This is a genomic window from Planctomycetota bacterium (assembly GCA_016235865.1).
Classification (GTDB): domain Bacteria; phylum Planctomycetota; class MHYJ01; order JACQXL01; family JACQXL01; genus JACRIK01.
The window spans coordinates 286,191-306,045 of record JACRIK010000003.1 but is presented as its reverse complement, the minus strand read 5'-3'; the positions used below and the strand labels follow the sequence as shown (position 1 = coordinate 306,045).

Sequence of the window (19,855 nt, the reverse complement as noted above, 5' to 3'; positions counted from 1 at the left end):
ACGGGGTAAAGATAAAATAAAGTAAAAATAATGTTGACCCCGCACATAAAAATGTTAATAATCCCAACCTTGATATAAAAAAGGTCAAATCAGCGTTAATACCGGTGTGCATTCAAGAGCCGTTATGTGCGGGGTTGACGCGAATTTATTATACGCATCTAAAGGAGAATAAATAATGCCAGAATTGAATAAGGTATCAATCGTGGGCAACGGTTCCTGCGTGCCGGACAAGGTGCTGGACAATGCGTATTTCGAGAAGATAGTCGACACCTCGGATGAATGGATTACCACCCGGACCGGCATCAAGGAGCGCCGGGCAGTTGAGCCCGATGTGGTCACGTCTGATTTGGCGACCAAATCCGCGCTTAAGGCGCTGGAATCTGCCAAGATTCAGGCGGAAGAATTGGATTTGATAATTGTCGGAACCGTGACCCCGGACCATCCTTTTCCATCTACGGCCTGTTATGTCCAGAAGAATATCGGCGCGATAAACGCACCGGCCTTTGATATCTCGGCGGCCTGCAGCGGGTTTATGTACAGCTTAACCGTCGGCTATAGGATGGTCTCGACCGGCAGTTATAAAAACGTTCTGATTATCGGCGCCGATATCCTGACCAAGATTACCGATTATACGGACCGGGCCAGTTGCGTGCTGTTCGGAGACGGGGCCGGCGCGGTTGTTCTCCAGCCTAATAATCAGGGCCATGAAGTGATTTACACCTATATGGGCGCGGACGGAACCGGGGCCGATGTCATGGTTCAGCCGGCCGGCGGAAGCCGGAATCCGGCCTCGCACAAGACCGTTGATGAGCGGCTGCATTATATGAGATTACGCGGCCGGGAGATATATAAATTTGCCGTGATGAAAATGGCCGACCTGGTGGCGGACGCGGCCAAGCAGTGCAATATTACGGTGGCCGATATCGCCCTGATTGTCCCGCATCAGGTCAATCAGCGCATCCTGGAGGCCGCGGCTGAGCGGCTCAACATTTCCATGGACAAAATCTTCGTCAACATCCACAAGTACGGCAACACCGCCGCCGCCTCGGCGGCGATTGCCTTTGACGAGGCGGCTCGCTCCGGCCGGCTGAAAAAAGGCGATTATGTGGTCCTGGTGGCCTTTGGCGGCGGGCTGACCTGGGGCGTCACAGTTCTGAAATGGTAATTAGAGCAAATCAGACAACCCCGAAATTATCGGGACTCCGTTGCGACTCCGCAGGATTTAACAGATTAGAATTATTCATTCACCTCATGAATAATGCGGGCAAATCCCCTCTTGAGAGGGGTAGGGGTGTGTAATTCGTAGGCTAAGCTATAATAACCCCGAGTCTATTTCGCGGCCTTGGCCTTTGCCTTGACCGCCTTCTTGGGCTTCTCGGACTTGGGCAGTTTGCCGAGGTTCTTTAGGATAGCCGATAAGGCATCGCTCACCTGCGCGCCCTGGCTGACCCAGTATTTCAGGCGTTCGTCCTTGATGTTGATTTTCTTATCCTTTTCCGCCTTGGGCTCGTAATTACCCAGATTTTCGATATAGGCGCCGTCTATCTTCTGCCGCTTGTCGGACACTACGATGCGGAAGTGTGGTTCATTCTTCCGGCCCTGGCGGACCATTCTGATTACTACTGACATTTTAATTCCCTTTCTTAGTGCCAGTTGAAGCAAAGCGACTTACTGGCACTTAGACCCCGCAGAATTGCGGGGTATTCCTTACTCCACCAACAATAACAGCTTGTTGGTCTGGTCCATTTTAGCAATTCCGCCGTTTATCTCAAGGAAAAGGTCATCAATTCTTAACTTTCCCTTCCGGAGCGTGCTGATAATCGGGGCGTGGAACGGCAGGACCTCAAACTCCCCGTATTCGCCCGGCAGAAACACCGATTCGGCCATGCCTTCGAAGATAATCTCCTTCCGGTTTTGCAACGTTACCTGTAACATCGGGCTTATTCATAACAAACCCTTTATTAGTTGTCAAATTGTTTAAAGAGATTTATTATATAGAAAGAAGTATACAGTAGGCAGTAAACAGTAGACAGTAAATTTCCGTGAAACTGACTACTGACCACTGTCTACTGACTACTGCATGATTGTATGAACAAACTCACTTCATTCTGCGATAGGGTCATCGAGGCGTGCTGGCTGGCCGGGCTGGTAATTGCGCCGCTGTTCATTAACCTCAATTCCACGGTTCCCTTTGAGCTGAATAAGAGCACGGCGGTGCGCTCCATTGCCCTGGTCATGCTGGCCGCATTCATCATTAAGCGGGTTTCACTCCCAGAACTAAAATCCCTGCTCAGACAGCCCCTGGTTATCCTGACGCTCCTGCTGGGCCTGAGTTATCTCGCCTCCACCTTCCTGTCGGTCCTGCCGTCCGGCAGCTGGTGGGGCAACGATGTCCGGGGCCAGGGCGCCTATACCCTGATGGGTTATTTTATCATCTTCGCCATTACCACCCTGACCTTGAATAATTGGAAGCAACTGGAACGCATCTTCGTGGCCATCATCCTGACATCGATTCCGGTGATGCTCTACGGCTTTGCCCAGAAAGGCAAGCTGGAGGCCCTGGACTGGGGCGCTGATTTCTCCATTCGGATTGCCTCCACCCTGGGCAATCCCATATTCCTGGGCTCGTATCTGCTCATGGTCATCCCGCTCACGGTTTATCTGCTGATACGCGCGCTAAAGGAATCCGCTCCGGCTAAATCCGTATTCTATATCATCATATTACTGGCCCAGGTGGTTTGTCTATTTCTGACCGAGAGCCGGGGCCCGCTCCTGGGCCTGATTACCGCGGGGTTTTTCTTTATTGTATTATCCGGCCTGGTATTCCGCCGGCGCTATTTGTCATTAGGCAGTTACATCGCGGCGGCCCTGGTGCTGGGATTCTTCCTGGCGCTGGCACTGCCCAATACACCCTTTCAAGCCCTGAAATCCAAGATGGGGCGCCTGGGACAGCTGCTCGAAGCCCGGGAAGGCGCGGCGACAGTCCGGCTACTCATCTGGCAGGGCGTGGTTAAGATGGTCCAATCGGATTCCTACCGGGCCGTGGTCGGCTACGGGCCCGAGACCATGTTCGTGCCTTACTATAAATACTGCCCGGCCGAGCTGGTCACCAGCGAAAAGAACAGGATTACCCTGCCGGACCGCTCGCACAACGAATTCTTTGATACGGTCATCACCAACGGCCTAATCGGCGCATTGATATATCTGTTATTATTCGGCGCCATTATCTTCTACGCATTTAAGTCATTAGGATTGATTGGTAATAAGGACCCCGGTGCTGTCATTCCTGCGAAAGCAGGAATCCAGAATACACCGGAACATATGGATTCCCGCCTGCGCGGGAATGACATAGTAAAAGAAAAGGCGCTTGGTAAAAACAGAACACACAAAACCTCGATTGAACTTGTCGTCTTTATTTGCCTCTTATTGCTCTTCGGCCTGGCCGGACTGGTTGTTCCGATATTACTGGATAAGACCATATTTATAGCCGTCGGCGTGCCATTAGGCATAGTCGCCGGCGCGGTCGTTTATTTGTTCTATCGCACAATAGCCGAACTTAAAGCACTCGACGCTTCATGCTCTACGCTCTACGCTCTACGCCCTACGCTTCTTCTCATCACCCTCTTCTCCGCGCTCATCGGCCACTTTATCGAGACCCAGTTCGGGATCGACCTGACCGCCTCGCGCACCTATTTCTATATCTATCTGGCCATACTTATCGTGATTATGTTTAAGGGATTGACCAATGAGCAGCCGGAGGAACCCAAGAAAAAGGGCTCTGACCCTATCCCCGCAACCTCTATGCCCTATGCTCTGAGCTCTATGCTGATAGTCACCCTCATCCTGACTACCCTGGTCTTTAATTTCGTCTCCGCCCCGTCTCCGCACGATAACGCCGAAAAGGCCATGCGCATCGCGGTGCTGATAATTGCCGCCTGGCTGTCCTCAACCGTCTTGTTCTATTTATTAAACCGGAAGTTTACCCAGCCCCAGCCCAAAAATAATCGTGGCTCAGTTGCGACTGCGCCCGCAGGGGCTGGGTTCATCCTCTCATCCCTGATTTCCGCCGTCATCACCGTCATCTATTATATTATCCTGGTTTCCTTCCTGCCGCCGTTTTATAGCCCGACCGCGGCCATCACGATTTTCTATAGCGGGCTGTTTATCAATATCCTGGCCCTGGCCTGGGCGCTGACCCGCCAAGAGGCCGGGAATAAACCTGGTATTGCCACAAGTCCGAAATCCGAAATCAGAAATCCAAAATCTCTTTTGGCCGTCTCCCCGCTCCGGGTATTCTCGTCTATCCTGATAGCGGTCATCACCCTGTTCATTATCACGTATACCAACCTCAATCTGATTAAGGGCGACCTGATTTACAAGGTCGGCTCGGGCCAGGAGGGGGCCAAGAACTGGTCCGGCGCGCTGAAACTTTACGAAGAGGCGCTGGCGCTCTCGCCGAAAAAGAATACCTATTTCGGGGAATCAGCCCGGATGTGCCTGGAAAAATACTATGCCGAGCCGGACCCGGCGAAGAAAAAGGCCTGGTATGACCGGTGCCTGGATTATCTGGACAAGTCGGTTAAATATAATCCGATAGACCCAACCCGCCAGGCCAATATGGGCCGGTTCTACCGGGTTCAGGGCCGGGAATCCAAAGACCCGGCCCGGCGGGCTGAGCAATTCAATCTGGCCATCAAATATTACGAGCAGGCCTGCGAACTCTCGCCCCAGCATCCGGCATTGCGGAACGAGGTCGGCGAGGTCTATCACGAGATGGGCCGGTATGACGAGGCGATTAAGCAATACGAAAGGTCGCTGGTCATCGCGCCGGAATTATCAGAGACCTATTCGCACATCGGAGATGCCTGGCTGGAGAAATCCACCAAACCCAGCGGCACCGGTGTGGACAGGGATAACGCCATCAAGAATTATTACCAGGCGGTCAAGATACAGGCCCAGGTCATGCCGGACCTGCGGGAGCAGAATCAGGAGGTGATGTTTGAACGGACCAACTCAATGGTGCTAAAGAATTATCCGCAGGACTACCGGGCCTATTATAATCTGGGACGTTACTATGCCGGCAAGGGCAAACGGGCACCGGCCATCGAGATGCTGGCCAAGGCATTGCCCCTGGCGGATGAGGCCGTCAAGCCGGCTATCAAAGAACTGTTGGAGAGATTGAAAACGGGGAAGTAGGTCATAGGTTATAAACCTTGTTTGGCAAAGGCGTAAATGGTAGGGTGAGAGTAGTGGGTCACTATATCAATAAAATATGAAAACAGAAGAACGAGGCAGGCAATTCGTCCGGCAGTGGAAGATATTAAAGCGGCTGGATATGCTTCATTATGGCATCACGGCTGAAGAACTGGCGCACGAAATCGGCTACAGCAAAAGGACTATTTATCGCGACCTGAATGTCTTGCAGAACGCCGGCTTCCCCTTGGAAAAGGAGAAGATAGGCGAGAAAATAAAATGGCTTCTGACAAAGGGAGCCCGCACGCCCAGTGTCCCGTTCACCCTGACCGAACTGATGTCCCTTTATTTCAGCAAGGGTCTATTAAGCGCGCTTCAAGGCACGCCTTTCAAAGAGGGCATAGATTCCGCCCTGGATAAAATCCATAAGACCCTGCCGGTTAATGCCATAGATTTCATCCTCTATTCGCAGGAAACTGTCGTTCCTAAACTGGGGGCTTTGACTGATTACCGGAATTTTAACTCTATCATAGAGAAATTGAACCGGGCATCGCGGGAAAAGAGGAAATGCCATATCACCTATTTGGCATACGGCCGGGATAAAACCGACAAGCACTTATTCCATCCCTATGCCCTGTCTTTTTATGAAGGCGGATTATACTGCGTGGGATATAGCGAACTGCGCCGGGCGCTGCGAAATTTTGCAATCCAACGCATCAAATTAGTTGAGGTGTCGGACGACAAATTTACCCTACTCAAAGACAAAGATGGCGAGGAATTTGAGGTGACTAGATTCCTAGATGAAAGCTTCGGCATCTCGCACGAAGGCAAGTTGCAGGATGTGGTGTTGAGGTTTAGCAAGGAATATGCGCAATGGATAACCGAGCGCCAATGGCACCCGTCTCAGAAAATAAAGAAACTACCCAAGGGTGAAATAGAAATGACCCTGACCGTAGCCGGATTAGGAGACCTGATATGCTGGCTTCTGCCAATGGGCGATGGAGTGAAGGTGCTAAAGCCGAAACAGTTAGTTGATAATATGGTAAAAATAAGCCAGGGTATAGTGAAACAGTATAAGAAATTCGGATAAGAGGATAACGGGTGTTACCAACCTTAAAAATATTGACAGGGCAAAGAAGATTGCGTAGTGTGAACGGAGTCCCGATGAATATTGGGGCTTAATATTGGCTAACCTAATTTAAACTAAACTCGGGACAATCTCCGAAAAGGCGTGGCTTGCTGAAATTTTATTTAAAGGAGATATTTATGGCGAAAATAAAAGCAAAATTACTTGAGAGCAGGTTGTTTTCTTTAAAAGAAGGCAACAGTGTAAAAGAAGAAAAAGACAAGAGTGCCAATGAAGAATATTTAAAAAGAATCATTCGGGAAAACATCGAGAGGCTAATCCCCAATACAAAAGATGTTACATGGATCGGACGTGAGTTTAAGAACGTTGATTTATTTGGGGTTGATAAAACAGGACACCTGGTTATTTGCGAGGCGAAAGTCAAATCTGTTCCAGTCAAGATAGTGGACCAAGTACGCAAGCAATGGGAAAAAATAAAAAAACTAAGCAAGAGAGAACATGGAAAGGAAATAGATAAGTACAAGAAAAGTTGTATAGAAAGCAATAAGAGTAAGCACCGGTTTATGCCAGGCGTATCAATGATGATTAAACACGAACAAGACGGTTTATGGCTTTTGGACAAAATTATTGGAAAACACAATAGCATTAGAGGAGTTAAGTTTATCATCATCGCGCCGAGGATTGCACAAAGAGTATTTCAGGGGTTTACCGATTTGCAAAACAAGCATAGAAATATTAAAATATCGTATGTTCTGACAAAGTTGTTTAAAATGGGTAAAAATCGTTTTATCCTGTCAACATCTCTTGAAGGATGGAAACGCAGATAAACAAAATAGGATGGGGAATGATGGGAACGAACAAGGGGACGAAGTAGTTAGGTATTTTGGCGTCGGAATTGCACCTAACTTAAAGAAAAACGGTGACAATGTTAAAGGAAATTCTCTTATTTTAAATGAGTCAGGATATAACGTTAGCAACACTTTTACGAAGGGCGACAAATAATAAAAGCCCGGTCAGCGGTCAAACCTTCTCGCCCTCCATCCTCTACCAACTTATTAATGACCCTTTCTTTGTCTGGTGCAGCTTCCACGCCCCTGAATCTGAAATGGTGGAAGAAGTTGATAGGTATTCAGAGATTAAGATGCAACGTGGCGCGGAATATGAAAAGCAATGGGTTGAAAAGAATTATCCCGATGCAATTAAAATAGAGGAAAAATGGGGACTTAAGGCGCTTAAGCAAACCATGGAATTAATGCTTAAAGGCACACAGGTTATCTACCAGCCCAATCTCTGGTTGCTGTCCGAAGAGATGTATGGCAAGGGGGATTTGCTGGTGCGTAGCGACGACGCCCCGTCTGATTTGGGCAAATATCATTACCGTGTCATAGAAATCAAAAGGTCAAAGAACCTGCAGGATTATCATTCCTTTCAAGCCGTATGCTACAATAAAATGCTTGAGGCAATACAGGGTTATGCTTCAAAAGAGGTTACGGTTGTTTTAAAGGAAGGCCGGGAAAACGTGGCTTATAATAAAAAAATTATAGATAAATTTAATCATTATGTTAACCTATGGAAGCAAATTAGGGACGGCAAAAACAAGCCCATACCCGGGAAGATGGATTCTACAGAATCACCTTGGCGTGTTTACGCCAATAAAATACTCAAGGATTCTATGGACCTGACTTTATTATATAATGTCGGCGCCGGAACAAGACCTAAATTACAGAAAAAAATTAATATCTCCTCTATAAAAGACCTGTATTCCTTCAAATTAGAAAAACTCGTAAAGGAATTGGGTCAGAATCAGGGAACAAGAATTTATTACAACGCTCAGGCGTATAAACATAATAAACCGATTATAGAGCCGGGAGTAAAACTATCTATTCCTCGTGGGAAACGGAATTTCTATTTTGATTTTGAGACCTCTGATGCGGTTCATCCCACTGAACCACCTCATGTTTATTTGATTGGCGTCTGGGACGAGTCAAGAGATAAGTTCGTCTATTTCCTTGGCAAAGGGGTAAGGGATGAAACCAAGATTTTCAGGCAATTTATAGATTACCTTGGTAATTATGAAAACGATTGCCTCTACCACTGGTATAGTTTTGAAACAGGTACTATGAAAAAAGTAATTACACGGCATCCGGAACTCACGACGGACTTAAATAACCTAATGAAGCGATGCGTTGATTTAATGGATGTTCTTAAAAAGCAGGTCTATATGCCTGCTCCGACATATTCCATTAAGCATGTGGCACCGGCATTAGGGTTTAACTGGCGACAGAAAGAAGTAGGGGCATTTGAATCTATGGTCTTGTATTGGGAATACCTCAAGGACGGAGATAAAAATAAAATAAACAAGGTTCTTAAATATAACGAAGATGACTGCCTGGCTATGGTCCACATTGACCGCAACCTTTGCCATGAGTTTGGACAGGCGGGACAGTAGCAACGCATCCCGTGAGGGACAGCCCGTAGTTTTAAATGGGCGATGAGGTAAAGGTGATTAAGCCGAAACAATTAGCTGACCAGATAGTAAAAATAAGCCAGGGTATAGTGAAACAGTATAAAGGAGGTTAATATGAAGCTATCTAAAGTCGAATCCGAAATTTTTAAACATATAGAGAAATATACAACAACCAATTTGAGACCAACCAAAGATAAGGATAAGAAATGGACAAAAACAGTCAAAAAATGCTTAACGATATTAGGGAAAAGCCGGCGCCTTAATTTAATGAGGCAACACAAAAACCAATACAAAATATGTATATGTGCGGCTCCTTGTAAAAAACTAAACGCCCACTGGGGTGAATGGTTATATGATTTATGTTGGAGTAAAGAAGGGGGAAATAAAAAAGAGGGGTGGAAGAAATTTAGGGGGCTTGCTCTGATTGCAGAAATAGAATGGGGAAAGAAAGATGACATTTTATATGATTTTCAAAAATTGACTGTTGGTATTGCTGATCATCGTTTAATGGTAGTCTGGTATAATAACAAAAGCAGAAACAGGGGGGAAGATTGGTTGTTACAAGTAGTTAAAGAATGTGCTATGTGTCCCAACGCTTTCCCGAGTAGACATAAATTTCGTTATCTTATGGTTGGGATCCCGTACCCAAAAGGAAATTTTAAAAAATATGTTTTAGATCGATCCGGTATATATGAACTGAAAGATTACAGGTTGCACCCGGTTTAGTAATTATCTTGTTTTTGCATATAAATTTCATTCCCCGTGTCCCACCCTGTCACTTGCTTCTGGTGTAGTATATAGTTGTTTATTAGGGCTTGGGCCTAATACCTTTAAAACATTATATAAGGAGGTAAGTATGCTGGTTTCCATTAATACCGGAAAAGTAATTCGGAGAATTCCGCACCGGGCAATATATAATTTAATGCGCAAACGACTTTCTGATGATGAGTTTAATGCCGTCAAAAAGGCATTAAATCAAATGATTGACGATAACGAAATACTCACAGCCGGGGTGAGGCCGCTACATAATCCATTCCGGGTGATTTATAAAAAAGCCGCCCGGCGAAATAATGATGATGTCTCGTTAATGTTCGGATTAATTGTCTGGGTGGTCTTTATGGAACGTGGCGATACATGGTCCTTTGGGCGTTATGAAAAAGACAAAATGCCAATACAAAAACTGACATATTTTCGTGTGTCTCCGAACAAGGCATTGAACAAACCAGATAAACTCGCGCCACGGCTTTATTTTTACGGTAATTTAACTATGAAAGAAATAGGAAGGGTGCTGAATATATCCGAATCACGCGTTAGCCGGATTCTGGTCAACGCAGTGAATCATAGACGCAAACGTTGTAAAAGGCATAAGTAATGCCCAATCTTTATTCGAATTATATATAAGAAATTTCTTCGCCCGTGTCCTACCCTGTCACTTCCCTTCTGTATCATTCATAGTAGTTAGAAACGGCTAAATATCCGTTACTAAAACAAACTACAGAAGGAGGGTGGTTATGCTGGCATCTGCACAAAAATCTGTCCCGGAATTAATCAGATTGTTGAGCAAAAAAGATTATTTTGCCGCGGACGCCCTGTCCAAAATCAGCTCCAAAACCCTAATCTCCGAACTAATAAAAATGCTGGCCAGTGACGACAAGGAAACTCGGCAATTCGCCGTTCATTTTCTGGGAGTACGCCTTAAATCCCGGATGGTCCTTCCGGCCATGCTAAAACTTCTGAATAACGAGAAAAGCCTAATTCGCCTCAGCGCCGTGAAGGTCATCAAAAAACTGGACGACAAAAAAGCCCGACCCGGTCTGATGAAATTATTGAACGACCCGGATGAATTTGTCCGCGCTTACGCCGTAATAACCTTGGGCAGATTCGGCGTCAAGCAGGTGACGCCCCTGATAAAACCACTCTTAAGTAATAAGGATGATGAGGTGCGCTGCGATGCCATAACGGCTATTACGAAAACCGGCGCCAGGTTGTATATCCCAAACCTGATTAAGGCACTGGAAGACAGCGACAAATGGGTGCGCTGGGTGGCCATAATGGCCCTGACCGACTTCGGCGTCAAAGAAATAATCCCCCGGCTGATAAAATTTCTAGCTGTTAATGAAGACCGGATAACCAAAACCGCGGCCTTGGATGCCCTGGCTAAATTGGGCGCCAGAGAATCAATCCCGGCCATGATTAAACTGTTAGATGATGAATATGTGGCGGTTGATGCAGTTAATGCCCTGGCTGAACTAGACGCCCAAGAGGCCGTTCCCGGAATAATAAAACTGCTGGCCAGTCCTGACTGGCGTTCACCCCGGGAGGAGTGCGTCGTCGCCCTGAAAAAACTGGGTGCGAAAAAGACGGAGGTTCCGGTCTTGATAAAGATGCTGGACAATCCCAATGTCAGAATTCGGCGTGATGCCATAGCCGGTCTGGGGTTGCTCAGGGCCAAAGAGGCGATTCCGGTATTGAAAGCGCATTTATATGATGCTGACCGGATGGTCTGTTTATTGACTATTGCCTCGCTCTTTGAACTTAGGGTTGAAATACCCCAGCAAGCCATAGATGACATAAAGCCGTTTGCCAAAGAACTATTGGAAGAGATGATTCCGACCGCGAAATGGGATTATTGGAAGCGCACCAAAATGGCGCTAATCTTTTTGGACGTAATAAAAACAACAAAAAGAAAATTTAAATTTAAATGCTGATTACCACTGATCGTAAGGTCATTGATTACATACCGTATCCAGAGATATATAATTTAATGTGCTCTCGTCTTACTAAAGAAGAGGTTGAAGCGGTTAAAGACAGCATGAATGACGAGAAAAAACGCCCAACGATACTTCTCGTCAGGTAATTTATGAAAAAGCGGCCGGAGGAGATGATAAATTGGCCGGGCGTATGCTTGGATTGATTCTTTGGGTGGTCTATATGGAGCGACCTGATGCATGGGCATTTATCGGTCGCTATGAAAAGGACAATATCCCGATTGGAAATTTGACTTATTTTCGAGTTCGGGATTTTCCTTTTCTGATGGAATAACAACCTAATTGGACTGTAACGTCTAAACTTTAACGGTCCGTAAGAAAGGAGGTGCTATTATGAATAGCACAAAAGTAATTGGGAGGGCTTTTACAGTACTGGTGTTAGGCATGGCGATTGCCGCGTTTTATATGGGGGCATGCGGGGGCTCTAAGGGCGATAGTGGAAGCAGTGCTTCAGCAGGCTCACCCGCGCCTTCCAATTACGTCGTTTACATTGATAACCCTACCGCTAATATAACAGGCAGTGATTATAGCGGCGTATTAAAATCGGCGCCGATAATCAGCGGCACACCTATTACGCTTGATAATGTTACTGATAATCGGTATCGGAAAATTACTCCGGATGGCGCAAAAGTGGTTTATTTATGTGATGTGATTTGGTCGTCCGGTATCGGTACTTTAAAAGTCGTGCCCATAAATGGCGGCACCCCGATTACTTTGGCTTCAGGAGTTAGCGCGTATTCTTACAGTTGTTATGAAATCAGTTCTGATTCCACGAAAGTATTTTATATAGACGGAGCCGATTCTTTAGGCATCGGAAATCTAAAGTCAGTAGCAATAGGCGGCGGAACTCCAACGACAATTTCCACCAATGCGACTATGGTAAATATTTTATATTAACGAAAGGAGGTGTTTTGTAGGGGACAACAGACGTTTTGGACTACGGGATGAAAGATTCAGTCCCAGGGATGAAAGGTTCATCCCCACGGATGAATGCTCGGACTGAGGGATGAAGGTTTCAGCCCCAGGGATGAAAGATTCAGGCCGAGGGATGAAAGTTTCCGCCCCAGGGATGAAAGATTCAGTCCTAGGGATGAAGGATTCATCCCCAAGGATGAACGTTTGGACTGAGGGATGAAGGTTTCAGTCCGAGGGATGAAAGTTTCCGCCCCAGGGATGAAAGTTTCCGCCCAGGGGATGAAAGTTTCAGACCCAAGGGCTGATTATTATCATAACCCTATTAACTTTAATGGGTTAATGAAAAAGAGAGGAGTATAATATGGATTATATCCCGAAAACGGATGCCGAGTTTGACGAGTGGCTGCGTAATTTCAGCGCTAATATCGGCCCGATTGGCACGGCCCTCGGGCTGCCGGCGGCCCAGATTACCGCGGCCGTCAACGCCTATCCGGCCTGGCAGGTTCTCTATGTAGCGCACCAGAGCGCCCAGGATGCCGCCCGTTCTGCGGCCGAGGACAAGGATGCCGGACGTGATACGGCCAAGGATACGGTCAGGCCAGTGGCTGGGATGGCCCAGAAACACCCGGAACTGACCGACGGACAACGGGCCACACTGCGGATTACCGTGTGGGACACGAATCCGACCCCGATTTCGCCGGACTATGTGCTGAATCTGACGCCGCCCATTTTGTTGCTGGATTGGAAGCAACGCGGACAGGTTACGATTCATTTCGGCGTCAATCCATCCAATGAAAAACGTAACGCCAAACCCAAAGACATTGCCGGAGCCAGAATTTTCTATCGCATAGAAAGCGGGCCGTGGGTCTATGTGGCCGACGATACCAACAGTCCCTATCTGCACAATCTGGGCATAACCGAACCGACCAATGTGGAATACCGGGCTCAGTGGTTTGATAAGAGGATTCGTTTTGGTCCTTTCGGCGAAACGGCCAAGTGCACGGTCAGTCCGTAAAATGCAACCACAGGAGGCACAGAGGCACGCCCCGAATGCTTTCGGGGTGTGTCCTTCGTGTCTCCGTGGTGAAAGATTGTGAGTTTTATATGGCGCTACAACCCAACGAAGTAAAAACTGAACATATTTCTAATGGCGCAGTAACCACGCCCAAGATAGCAGACGGCGCAGTCAGCACGGTTAAACTCGGGACTAAGGTTGTGACCACCGAGAAAATCGCCAATGCCGCAGTGACCGCCTACAAAATCGGCGAGCAACAGGTGACCACATCCCGCTTGAAAGATGCGGCTGTTACCACGCCGAAGATTGCATCTGCGGCCGTAGAGAGCAGTAAGCTGGCAGTGAATAGCGTCATTACGGAAAAGATTGCCAATGCGTCAGTGACTACGGACAAGATTGCGCCCGGGGCAGTAATCGGCAGTAAGTTGGCAACAGATAGCGTGACCACGGAAAAGATTATCTTCGGCGCAGTCACCGGGCCCAAAATCGGCCCTGGCGCAGTCACTGCAGAGAAACTGAGCCCCAACGCCGTGACTACTGAGAAGATAGTCAACGGAGCAATCACTCAAGCCAAGTTGTCATTTACTCCGCCCTCGGTAGCAAGGCCGATTACTCCGGCAGTGACTACAGATGAGATTGGGGCTTTGGCAGTAACTGGGCCGAAGATTACCGATGCGTCAGTAACGGTTTCTAAACTTGCCACCAATGCAGTAGAGACGGTCAAGATAAAAGACAAGTCCGTAACCGGCGCTAAAATAGCTGATTATACGGTCGGCTATACGCAAATCGCATCCAACAGCATCAACCGCGAGAAGATTATCAACGGCGAGATTACGCCTGAAAAATTATCCTTTAGTGTTCCGTCCAGACCGCTGACACCGCCAATTGCTACTGCGGAAATCGGCGATGGGCAAGTGACCCAGGCCAAATTAGCGCCGGGCGTGGGCGGCGGCGATGTTTTGACTATGCTTCCTGTTCCGGCCACGGCCCTTGACCAAGGCGGGATTACCGCAACAACCCAGCCGGCCAGCGTTGACCTGTCTACAATCATCCCGGTCGGCACCAAGGGCGTGATTGTCTCAATCGCCTGTATCACCCAAAGCTATACCGATGGCGGGATGATGGCATACATCTTTCGGCAGTTAGGCGCGGAATATGCCCTGCAGGTCATGGCTCCGGCGGTTAATGCCCCGGGGATTAGTAATGGCGGCTCGGTTCTGATGCCGGTGGCAACCGACCGAACATTGCTCTGGCAGGCCTATGTCGGCGGAACGAATTCTACTGAGTTGGTAATCTATATTCTTGGATATGTGGTGTAACCGACACACCCCGACCCCTCTTAATAGAGGGGAGTAAAAATCCCCCTTAACCCCCTTCGCACGAAGGGGAGAGGGGGAATTTATTTTGTTATATATTTCTTCAGAGCAGCCGGTAGGTCAAAGACCGCGAAGGGGTCGACTAAATTCAGCGTGCCGACCTGGACTGCCTTAGCCCCGACAGACAGGAATTCCAGGACATCCTTGGCATTCATTATCCCGCCGATGCCAATCACCTCGGCCTTGGTCTTGCTGGCCACATCTGCAACCATCTTCAGGGCAATGGGTTTGATGGCCGGGCCGGATAGTCCGCCGGTCACGCCGCCCAGCATGGGTTTGCCGGTACGGTAATCAACTGCCAAAGCCGAGACGGTATTAATCAGCGACAGGACCTTTGCCCCGGCTTTCAGGGCGGAATTGGCAATCTCCACTATATCCGTGACATTGGGTGAGAGTTTAACAATGATGGGCAGACGGGCTACCTTCAAGACCTTTTGCACGGTCTTGCGGACTTCCACAGGCGATTGAGCAATGCATCCAGCCCCTGCCCCGAAATAATCGGGACTCCGTTGCGACTGCGCACGCAGGGGCTGGATAAACCTGCCACTCATCTTTACGTTTGGGCAGGAGATGTTGAGTTCGATGCCGTCAAAGGTCCGGTATTTGTGTTGCTGGAATAATTTAATGGCCTGGATAATCTCGTCGGTGGATGCGCCGCCGATACTGATAATCCGAACCGTCTTGAGCCGTCCCATCTCCGGCAGGTATTCCGCGCAGAATCTGGCCATACCCGGATTTTCCAGGCCGACTGAGTTGATGATGCCGGATGCGGTTTCCACGATGCGGGGCGGATTATTGCCTAATCGCTCCTTGATGGTGATGGTCTTGGTGATGAATCCGCCTAACTGGCTGACCCGGGAATCAACATTCAGGGTCTTAGATGATTTACCGTAGCCATAGGTGCCGGAGGCCAGCAGGATGGGGTTCTTGAATCTGAACGGGCCGACTTTGGTAGATAATTTCATAAATACTTAGCCACAGATTTCGCTTCGCGGTCTCTGCGGAGTTCGCAGATTAAGAAGAGTATAATCAGTGGAATATAATTCTAATAAACTATTCGTTTCCAATCCAGACTTTTGGTGCCAAAATTAATGAGTAATCCGACTTTTAATCCTATCGTTTAATTTGCTGTGTATTCCACTGGCTATCCCGATTATTTTATAGGTGAGGTTTTTGTGGAGGATTTCAACAACCCCCTTACCCCCTTTATTAAGGGGGAATTGTACATCTGTGCAAGTACCCGGTGCGCTTTAGCCACTGGCTAAATGCTACCGACCATCCCGATATCCATCGGGAAGGGCTGTGGTTGCATCTTCTACCGTCCGTATTTAATTCGTTCAGCTAGGATTTCCGGCAGTTTGGCCTTGAGTATCTTGTCCGCCGTCTTTTTGATGTCGTATTCCACCCGTTTAATCCAGACCACGGCCTCCTCGGTATCATAGACCGCATAGGACGCTTCCGGGTTTTCATCCCGGGGCTGGCCGACGCTGCCGACATTGATAATGACCTTGTTATTGCCTTTTATGGTGGTATAGGGCTCGGTGGAGAATGAGATACTGCCCCGGTTAATCGTGAACGAGATGGGGATATGGGAATGGCCGATGAAACAGACCGGGGTATTGAGCGAGGTCAGGGCCAGTTGGACGTCGTAATTGTTCTCCATATACTCGAACATCTCCGGGCTGTAGGGCGTGGCGTGGACCACGGTGAGATTGTTAATCCGCTGGATGAGTTTCATATTCCGGAGGAATTCCTTGTGCTCCGGGGTCAACTGGTGCTTGGTCCATTCGATGGCCCGGAAGGCGTAGGTATTGAAGAAATCCACGTTGAGCAGTCCGGCCGCGGCGTAGTCGTGGTTGCCGGCGATCAGGATGGGATTTAATGACTTGACCTTGTCAATGCATTCATTGGGATTGGCGCCGTAGCCGACCAAATCGCCGATGCAGATGTATTTATCCGGCTTTTCATTGGCCATTTTTTCCGTCACGGCCTCGAGCGCCTCCAGATTGCCGTGGATATCGCCGAATACTACATAACGCATAGAAAATTTCGTAAGCGGATTAAACTGATTTTGCTGATTTAACTGACCCGCCTGAGGGCGGTTTATATTTCCGTTTAATCAGTCGTATCCGCTTAATCCGTGTACATAAAGAATTATTTGATTTCCCTCTTCGAGAATATCAGTATGGTTATATATAAGACAAAAGCAACATAAATCAGCGTATAAAAAGAGGTCAATAAGAGATAGTAGAGGGAAACAGGTGACTGGGCGGTAACCAGTGAACTGGTGTTGAGCAGGCTGAAATGGGGCAGGAGCGCGGAGAAGATCCGGGCCAGGCCGGTAACGATTATGGAGGAACCCTGGCTGAGCGAATGATAAAGGTAATCAGAGATATTGCCCAGGATAAGCACGGCAAAACAGCCGATGCCGGAAATGACCAGCGAGAAATAGGTGGACAGAATCACGGCAAATGAGGTCATGATAGACACCTGGAGGAAACAGCCGTAGATGCCTTTGGCCAGCAGCCAGACATCGGTCCGGAAGAACGTATAGGTGTCCTGGAGCTTTGACGCCGAACCGGTCAGATACTTGCCGGCCTTGACATTGGCTTCGAGCACCGGCAGGAATTCCGTATACCAGTAGGTCAGGATAAAGACCGCGCCCAGAAACAGGAAGGCAATCAGGATGGTGAATAGGATGCCGGCGAATTTGCCGATGATGAATTCGCTCCTGCGGACCGGCTTGGCCAGGAGCATGATGGCGGTCAGGTTTTCTATCTCGCTGGTGATGACTTGTGAAGCGGTCAGGACGGCAATCAGGATGCCGGCGAAGGTGATGGTGGCCAGGCCGACCTCGCGCATCATCGAGACCTCCTCGCCAAAGGCAAACAGGCAGAACAGCGGCGAAATCAGGAGCAGGACGGCCGAGACGGCCAGCACGATATAAAACAGCGTCTGGCGCACCGCCTCCTGATAGGTAATCCGGCCGATGTTGTAGATGTTAGACATTGTGAAATATTATCCAAAAAGAGGGATAAAAGTCAAATAAAATAATTTCTAACCCCTCCGCTTGGGAGGACGTAAGCTACGGGATAAGAGCCGGTACGTCACTACCTTCCTATCGGCTCTAACTAACCAGCGCTTAATTCCGACAGGTGCGCCTCGATACAGAGCGGCAGGCCCTGGAGGTCATAACCGCCTTCCAGGACGCTGACCATCCGGCCTTGGCAGCATTCATCGGCCACGGCCCGGACCAGACGGGTCATCTCACCATAGTCGCTTATTTCCAGGCCCAGTCCGCCCAGCGGGTCGTTTTTGTAACTGTCAAATCCGGCAGAGATGAAGATGAAATCCGGCTTGAACGGCCGGACCGCATCGGTCATCAGGCGGGAGAATTTGTCCAGGTATTCCCGGCTGGAGGTATATCCGGAGACCGGGATATTGATTGTGAAGTCCGCGCCCTTGCCTGAGCCGGTTTCCGCCTCCGAGCCGCTGCCCGGATAATAGGGGTAACGATGCAGGGAACAGAACAGGACCGTGTCGTCAAACCAGAACGCCTCTTGGGTGCCGTTGCCGTGGTGCAGGTCCCAGTCGATGATGGCAATCTTTTTCAGGCCGTGCTTCTTCTGGGCGTAGCGGGCGGCAATGGCGACGTTATTGAACAGGCAGAATCCCATGCCGTGCGTAGGCATAGCGTGATGCCCGGGCGGACGGACCAGGCACAGGGCGTTATTAAATTGCGGAGTGTGGAGTGCGGAATGCGGATTTCCCGGATTAGATTTCATAACCTTATCAACCGCGGTTAGGACTCCGCCGGCGGCATAGAGCGCCACCTCATAGGATTTTTCTGACACCGGGGTATCGCCATCCAGATAGCCCCCGCCTTGCTCGGCCACTTTCCGGACCGATTCGATGTGTTCCCGGCTGTGGACATAGGCAATCTCGTCAATGGATGCCTGGCGCGGTTCAAGCAGGGTTGTCTTGTTTAGCCAGTCCTTTCTTTTGAGGTAGGCCATGGTGGCGGCCAGCCGCTGGCTGGTTTCCGGATGCGGTCCGGTGTCGTGTTCCAGATAGATGTCAGAGTAAACTAAATAGGTGGTCATGGTAAAGTATGTAGTATAAAGTATACAGTATTTAGCATGTTATCTGCATTCCAATGAAGTGGAATCACAGTCGTTCAGCGTCTTAATCGAGGGGTTTTTGGAGCAAACCGGGCAATTCCGGCTGCGCTGTATTTCTATAGTTCGGAAACTCATATCCAGTGCGTCAAAGACCAGTAATTTATTTGTCAGCGGCTGGCCGGCCTTGATGATAAGTTTGATTGCATCGGTGGCCTGTATCAGTCCGATGATTCCGGCCACGGTATTGAGGATGCCGGCCTCCTGGCAGGTTGGGACGCTGTTGGCCGGCGGCGGTTCCGGAAAGATGCATCGGTAACAGGCGCTTTTATGGGGTAAGATGGTTATTACTTGTCCGCCGTAGCGCAGGACGCCGGCGTGAATCAGCGGGATACTTTGCATCACGCAGGCATCGTTGAGCAGGAATTTGGTGGCGAAATTATCGCTGCCGTCCACCACCACATCGTAGTCCTTGATTAGGCCGGCGATATTATCGGCCTTGAGCCGTTCGGAGTAGATATTGAGTTTGATATTCGGATTGACCTGGGCCAGGCGTTTTTCGGCCGAGGCGGTCTTGAGTTCGCTGACCGTGCCCGGATGATGCAATATCTGTCTGGGCAGGTTGGAGATTTCCACTGTATCGTTATCAATCAGCCCGAGCGTGCCGACCCCGGCCGCGGCCAGGTAAGTGGCCACCGGCGAGCCCAGTCCGCCGGCGCCGACCACAAACACTTTTGCCTGGCTGATTTTCTTCTGCCCCTCGACGCCGAAATAGGGCAGCCGGATATGGCGGCTGAATTGGTCGCTATCGCCCGCCGAGGCGAGGTCCCGTCCAGAGGGCGGACGGTCACTGCGGTGTTCGCTGTTATTCATTTAAGTTTACGTGCGCTCCCCTATCGGGGTGCTTCGTGTCACG

General features: G+C 49.0%; 20 protein-coding genes. 13 read left to right on the top strand and 7 right to left on the bottom strand.

Features of this window, described 5'->3' with window-relative positions; translation table 11 throughout:
• Positions 1-175: 175 nt before the first annotated feature.
• Complete coding sequence (locus tag HZA49_02840; GenBank protein MBI5778374.1) at positions 176-1,165, top strand: ketoacyl-ACP synthase III; 990 nt, start codon at positions 176-178, stop codon at positions 1,163-1,165.
• A 164-nt stretch (positions 1,166-1,329) separates the two neighbouring features.
• Here HZA49_02840 and rpsP read toward each other — a convergent pair whose 3' ends face one another.
• Complete coding sequence (rpsP, locus tag HZA49_02835) at positions 1,330-1,629, bottom strand: 30S ribosomal protein S16 (GenBank protein MBI5778373.1); 300 nt, start codon at positions 1,627-1,629, stop codon at positions 1,330-1,332.
• A gap of 78 nt (positions 1,630-1,707) precedes the next feature.
• Entirely contained in the window at positions 1,708-1,935 is a 228-nt protein-coding gene (locus HZA49_02830; protein MBI5778372.1) for a hypothetical protein, read from the bottom strand.
• Positions 1,936-2,088: 153 nt separating this feature from the next.
• On the opposite strand from HZA49_02830, the gene HZA49_02825 reads away from it, so the two are divergent.
• From HZA49_02825 to HZA49_02770, 12 genes are all read left to right on the top strand, one after another.
• Positions 2,089-5,196 (top strand): O-antigen ligase family protein, encoded by a 3,108-nt coding sequence (locus HZA49_02825; protein ID MBI5778371.1) that lies wholly within the window; start codon positions 2,089-2,091, stop codon positions 5,194-5,196.
• A gap of 76 nt (positions 5,197-5,272) precedes the next feature.
• The gene (locus HZA49_02820) at positions 5,273-6,283 is read left to right on the top strand and encodes a transcriptional regulator (protein MBI5778370.1); all 1,011 of its coding nucleotides are present in this window, start codon (positions 5,273-5,275) and stop codon (positions 6,281-6,283) included.
• 176 nt (positions 6,284-6,459) lie between these two features.
• A complete protein-coding gene (locus HZA49_02815) occupies positions 6,460-7,107 on the top strand; it encodes a hypothetical protein (GenBank protein ID MBI5778369.1) in 648 nt (215 codons plus the stop codon).
• Positions 7,108-7,385: 278 nt separating this feature from the next.
• Positions 7,386-8,729, top strand: a complete 1,344-nt coding sequence (locus HZA49_02810) for a TM0106 family RecB-like putative nuclease (GenBank protein ID MBI5778368.1) — start codon at positions 7,386-7,388, stop codon at positions 8,727-8,729.
• 132 nt (positions 8,730-8,861) lie between these two features.
• Positions 8,862-9,473, top strand: a complete 612-nt coding sequence (locus HZA49_02805; protein MBI5778367.1) for a hypothetical protein — start codon at positions 8,862-8,864, stop codon at positions 9,471-9,473.
• Positions 9,474-9,603: 130 nt separating this feature from the next.
• Positions 9,604-10,119: a hypothetical protein gene (locus HZA49_02800; protein ID MBI5778366.1), complete on the top strand. Its 516-nt coding sequence runs from the start codon at positions 9,604-9,606 to the stop codon at positions 10,117-10,119.
• Between the two features lie 139 nt (positions 10,120-10,258).
• Positions 10,259-11,455, top strand: a complete 1,197-nt coding sequence (locus tag HZA49_02795; protein MBI5778365.1) for a HEAT repeat domain-containing protein — start codon at positions 10,259-10,261, stop codon at positions 11,453-11,455.
• Between the two features lie 193 nt (positions 11,456-11,648).
• Entirely contained in the window at positions 11,649-11,789 is a 141-nt protein-coding gene (locus tag HZA49_02790) for a hypothetical protein (GenBank protein MBI5778364.1), read from the top strand.
• 59 nt (positions 11,790-11,848) lie between these two features.
• The gene (locus HZA49_02785; protein ID MBI5778363.1) at positions 11,849-12,412 is read left to right on the top strand and encodes a hypothetical protein; all 564 of its coding nucleotides are present in this window, start codon (positions 11,849-11,851) and stop codon (positions 12,410-12,412) included.
• Positions 12,413-12,505: 93 nt separating this feature from the next.
• Entirely contained in the window at positions 12,506-12,643 is a 138-nt protein-coding gene (locus HZA49_02780) for a hypothetical protein (GenBank protein MBI5778362.1), read from the top strand.
• 148 nt (positions 12,644-12,791) lie between these two features.
• Positions 12,792-13,445, top strand: a complete 654-nt coding sequence (locus HZA49_02775) for a hypothetical protein (GenBank protein MBI5778361.1) — start codon at positions 12,792-12,794, stop codon at positions 13,443-13,445.
• Positions 13,446-13,534: 89 nt separating this feature from the next.
• Positions 13,535-14,764, top strand: a complete 1,230-nt coding sequence (locus HZA49_02770; protein ID MBI5778360.1) for a hypothetical protein — start codon at positions 13,535-13,537, stop codon at positions 14,762-14,764.
• Between the two features lie 80 nt (positions 14,765-14,844).
• Here the strand turns inward: HZA49_02770 and HZA49_02765 are convergent, their stop codons facing one another.
• From HZA49_02765 to HZA49_02745, 5 genes are all read right to left on the bottom strand, one after another.
• Positions 14,845-15,786 (bottom strand): dihydroorotate dehydrogenase, encoded by a 942-nt coding sequence (locus HZA49_02765; protein ID MBI5778359.1) that lies wholly within the window; start codon positions 15,784-15,786, stop codon positions 14,845-14,847.
• 350 nt (positions 15,787-16,136) lie between these two features.
• Positions 16,137-16,862, bottom strand: a complete 726-nt coding sequence (locus tag HZA49_02760; protein ID MBI5778358.1) for a metallophosphoesterase family protein — start codon at positions 16,860-16,862, stop codon at positions 16,137-16,139.
• Between the two features lie 113 nt (positions 16,863-16,975).
• Positions 16,976-17,830, bottom strand: coding sequence for an ABC transporter permease (locus HZA49_02755; protein ID MBI5778357.1), 855 nt, complete (start codon positions 17,828-17,830; stop codon positions 16,976-16,978).
• Between the two features lie 122 nt (positions 17,831-17,952).
• The gene (locus HZA49_02750) at positions 17,953-18,924 is read right to left on the bottom strand and encodes a histone deacetylase (GenBank protein MBI5778356.1); all 972 of its coding nucleotides are present in this window, start codon (positions 18,922-18,924) and stop codon (positions 17,953-17,955) included.
• A gap of 39 nt (positions 18,925-18,963) precedes the next feature.
• Positions 18,964-19,812 carry a HesA/MoeB/ThiF family protein gene (locus HZA49_02745; protein MBI5778355.1) on the bottom strand — a complete coding sequence of 283 codons (849 nt, stop codon included), beginning with the start codon at positions 19,810-19,812 and terminating at the stop codon, positions 18,964-18,966.
• Between the last annotated feature and the right edge of the window lie 43 nt (positions 19,813-19,855).